Genomic DNA, 853 nt, shown 5'->3' on the forward strand with positions numbered 1-853 from the left:
TCCTCCGTAGATTGAATGACCAAGGGAGAGGCTGTTACATGGCAGAAAATGCATTTTCTGTCTTGTATTGAGTAGGAATACAAACGGTTATGGCATGGCAGGCAAAGAGCGTGCTCTGGTTCGGAGCATGTTACCTTGGTCGCTAAATCACTAAGACATAACGGACATTCGCGCACAGGATAGTTTGGATGCAGAGTTAATCCATTACCAATATCTACGTCAATGAGAATGCTTGCTATATACTGCTCAATTTCTTTGGCCTGATAGGCGGGGGGCATCTGCCTCGTGGCCGCCAGGGCGCGCAGTCGGGTGTAGATGTGCAGAGCTTTTTTCAGATTATCCATCCCCCCCATGAGCTGGAGGTGTTTCCCTAGAGCCAGCTCGAGCTCTATGTCATTACAGGGGGTGTTCACCTGCCCTTCAGCCGCCAGGGTGCGCAGCTGGGTGTAGATGTTCAGAGCTGTACTCAGATTATCCATTCCTCCCATGAGCTGGAGATGTTCACATAGAGCCAGTTCGATATCCATGTCATAACGGTGGGGCTTCACATGGGCGCGCAGATCAGTGTAGATGCCCAGGGCTGTTTTCATATTAGCCGGGCTGCGCATGAGCTCGAGGTGTTTGGCCAGAGCTAGTCCATGAGTTGTTAGATCAACGACAGATACTGAGTGTTTTTCATAAAGGGACTGGAAAAGTGGTAAGGCTTCATGGAAGTGGCCTTTCGCCTGTAAAGCCAGGGCTTTTAATTGCAGAATATGAACATAGAGAGATGAGCTTCCCGAGTATTTTGTTAATAACGTCTCTGCCTGAGTTAATGCTCTTCGAGGGTTGGTTTCCAGAAGGCGGAAACCTT

At 49.1% G+C, this 853-nt stretch carries 1 protein-coding gene; it reads right to left on the reverse strand.

The window, feature by feature from the left end; translation table 11 throughout:
* Positions 1-853: hypothetical protein (locus E1189_RS23945; protein ID WP_196221435.1), on the reverse strand; the 853-nt coding region annotated here is incomplete at both ends.

This window comes from Parendozoicomonas verongulae (genome assembly GCF_009711465.1).
GTDB classification, from domain to species: domain Bacteria; phylum Pseudomonadota; class Gammaproteobacteria; order Pseudomonadales; family Endozoicomonadaceae; genus Sansalvadorimonas; species Sansalvadorimonas verongulae.